This is a genomic window from Streptomyces sp. NPDC003042, assembly GCF_053591315.1.
The window spans coordinates 1-2991 of sequence record NZ_JBSFTP010000170.1 but is presented as its reverse complement, the minus strand read 5'-3'; the positions used below and the strand labels follow the sequence as shown (position 1 = coordinate 2991).

3 protein-coding genes and 1 pseudogene are annotated in these 2991 nt (G+C 66.8%); all 4 read right to left on the bottom strand.

Annotation, left to right across the window (positions count from 1 at the left end; all coding sequences use genetic code 11):
* Nucleotides 1-127 precede the first annotated feature (127 nt).
* Complete coding sequence (locus tag ACWDYJ_RS36115) at nucleotides 128-1030, bottom strand: amino acid ABC transporter permease (protein WP_451569836.1); 903 nt, start codon at nucleotides 1028-1030, stop codon at nucleotides 128-130.
* A complete protein-coding gene (locus ACWDYJ_RS36110; RefSeq protein ID WP_451569835.1) occupies nucleotides 1027-1701 on the bottom strand; it encodes an amino acid ABC transporter permease in 675 nt (224 codons plus the stop codon). The genes ACWDYJ_RS36115 and ACWDYJ_RS36110 overlap by 4 nt, the downstream gene beginning before the upstream one ends.
* A gap of 83 nt (nucleotides 1702-1784) precedes the next feature.
* Nucleotides 1785-2636 carry a glutamate ABC transporter substrate-binding protein gene (locus ACWDYJ_RS36105; RefSeq protein ID WP_451569834.1) on the bottom strand — a complete coding sequence of 284 codons (852 nt, stop codon included), beginning with the start codon at nucleotides 2634-2636 and terminating at the stop codon, nucleotides 1785-1787.
* An 82-nt stretch (nucleotides 2637-2718) separates the two neighbouring features.
* Nucleotides 2719-2991 (bottom strand): annotated as a pseudogene (locus tag ACWDYJ_RS36100) (amino acid ABC transporter ATP-binding protein); the annotation flags it as partial.

Genomic DNA, 2991 nt, shown 5'->3' with positions numbered 1-2991 from the left:
CCTACACGCCCCCCCCTTCTTAACACGGTAGTGGGGGGGGGGGTATTCTCCCCCCCCACCACACAGGCTACGCACTATGGCTGACTCGGTGTCAGGCCCCCCCCGGCGTCCGGTCGGGCCGCTCCGGTCAGGTCTTGTCGACCTCGCCGGGCGGGTTCGCCGTGGCACCCGCCGCGTTTTCGCTCGCCGAGAAGACGACCACCGCGCCGGTGCCCTTCTTGGACTTGCGCAGCCGCCCCTCCAGCCAGGAGGCGAAGGTCGTGAGGGCGAAGTTCACCGCGATGTAGAGCAGCGCGATCACGACGAGGGTCGCGATGGTGTTGCTGTAGTTCGCCGAGATCTGCCGGTTCATCGACAGCAGTTCGCCGTAGCCCAGCACCGCGCCGCCCAGCGCGGTGTCCTTGAGGATCACCACGAGCTGGCTGACCAGCGCCGGCAGCATCGCCGTGACGGCCTGCGGGATCAGCACGTAGACCATGGTCTGGCCCTTGCGCATGCCGATCGCCTTGGCCGCGTCGGTCTGGCCGGAAGGCAGGGACAGCACGCCGGCCCGGACGATCTCGGCGATGACGGCGGCGTTGTAGAGCACCAGGCCGGTGACCACCGCGTACAGCGGACGGATGTCGGAGTCGACGTCGGTGAACTGGCTGTAGAGGGCGAAGCCGAAGATCATCAGCATCAGCACCGGGATGGCGCGGAAGAATTCGACCACCGCGCCGACCGGGACCCGCACCCAGGCGTGGTCGGAGAGCCGGCCGATGCCGAGCAGGGCGCCCAGCGGGATCGCGATCACCATGGCGATCACGCCGGCCTTGAGGGTCTCCAGCAGGCCGGGGATCAGGAACGTCGTCCAGATCTCGCCGTCGGTGACGAAGGGGGTCCACTTGTCGGCGTCGAGCTGGCTCTTCTCGGCCATGAGGGACAGCGCCCACCACAGGGCCAGTCCGAACAGCACGAGGAAGACGCCGCTGTAGATCCAGTTGCGCGTCTTGGCCTTGGGGCCCGGGGCGTCGTACAGCACGGAGGTCATCGCTTCACCGCCACTCGCTTTGCAACCCAGCCCAGCAGCAGGCCGGTGGGCAGGGTCAGCAGACAGAAGCCGAGGGCGAAGACGCCGAAGACCGCGAAGAGCGCGTCCGCCTCGTTCTCGACCATTTCCTTCATCAGCAGGGCCGCCTCGGCCACGCCGATGGCCGCCGCCACCGTGGTGTTCTTGGTGAGGGCGATCAGTACGTTCGTGAGCGGCGCCACGACGGCCCGGAAGGCCTGGGGGAGCACGATCAGGGTGAGCACCTGGAGGAAGCTCAGACCCAGGGCGCGGGCCGCTTCGGCCTGGCCGACGGGCACGGTGTTGATGCCCGATCGCAGCGCCTCGCAGACGAAGGTGCCGGTGTAGGCGGTCAGGCCGAGGACCGCGAGGCGGAACCCGGTCTCCTTGAAGGTGTCACCGCCCAGCGAGATGCCGAGGGTCTGGCTGAGGCCCAGCGAGCAGGCGATGATCACCACGGTCAGCGGGGTGTTGCGCACCACGTTGACGTACGCCGTGCCGAAGCCGCGCAGCAGTGGGACCGGGCTGACCCGCATCCCGACCAGGATGGTGCCCCATATGAGGGATCCGGCCGCCGAGTAGAGGGTGAGCTGAACCGTCACCCAGAAGGCTCCGAGCAGGTCGTACTGCCCGGAATCAAGAAAGTCGAACACGTTGCCCTGCGCTCTCCCCAGGATGGCCGGTGAGGTGCGCCGCCGCCCGCGGCAGGCGGGCGGCGACGCTCCTCACCGGGGAATCAGCTGCCTTCGGTGATCTGCGGGGCAGGCTCGTTCTTGTAGTCGGCCGGGCCGAAGTTCTTCTTGACGGCCGCGTCCCACGAACCGTCGGAGACCATCTTCTTGAGCGCGGCGTTGATCTTGGTCTGAAGCTCGGTGTCGCCCTTCTTCAGACCGATGCCGTAGTTCTCGTTGCTCAGCTTCAGGCCGACCAGCTTGAACTTGCCCTTGTTCTTCTCCTGCGAGGCGTAACCGGCCAGGATCGAGTCATCCGTGGTCAGCGCGTCCACGGCCTTGTTCTCAAGGCCGGTCAGGCACTCGGAGTAGCCGCCCTGCTCCAGGAGGTCGGCCTCGGGGGCCAGCGTCTTCTTGACGTTCTGCGCCGAGGTCGAGCCGGTGACCGAGCAGAGCTTCTTCTTGTTCAGGTCCTCGGGCTTGGTGATGGACGAGTCGTCGGCGCGGACGAGCAGGTCCTGGTGGGCCAGGAGGTACGGGCCGGCGAAGGAGACCTTCTCCTTGCGCTTGTCGTTGATCGAGTAGCTCGCGACGACGAACTTGACGTCACCGTTCGAGATCAGGTTCTCGCGCTCGGCGCTGATGGCCTGCTTCCACTCGATCTGCTCGGGCTGGTAGCCCAGCTCCTTGGCGACGTAGGTCGCCACGTCGACATCGAAGCCCGTGTACTTGCCGTCGGGGGTCTTCAGGCCGACACCCGGCTGGTCGAACTTGATGCCGATGACGACCTTGTCCTTGGCGCCACCGGACGCGCCGGCGTCACCGCCGGTCTTGCCGCTGCCGCCGCCACAGGCGGTCGCGGTCAGGGCGAGAGCGGCGACCGCGGCCACCGCAGCACCGGCCTTGAAAACCTTCATGGTGAACTTCCCTCGGGTGAGACGTGGTTGAACGACGAGCGAGACGTGCTCTGTCGACCGGATCACTACCAGAACGAGACCGTCAGTGGTGCAGGATCTTCGACAGGAAGTCCTTGGCGCGGTCACTGCGCGGGTTGCTGAAGAACTGCTCGGGCGTGGCCTCTTCGACGATCTTCCCGTCGGCCATGAAGACGACCCGGTTGGCCGCGGAGCGGGCGAAGCCCATCTCGTGCGTGACGACCACCATGGTCATTCCCTCGCGGGCGAGCTGCTGCATGACCTCCAGCACCTCGTTGATCATCTCCGGGTCGAGCGCCGAGGTCGGCTCGTCGAACAGCATGACCTTCGGGTCCAT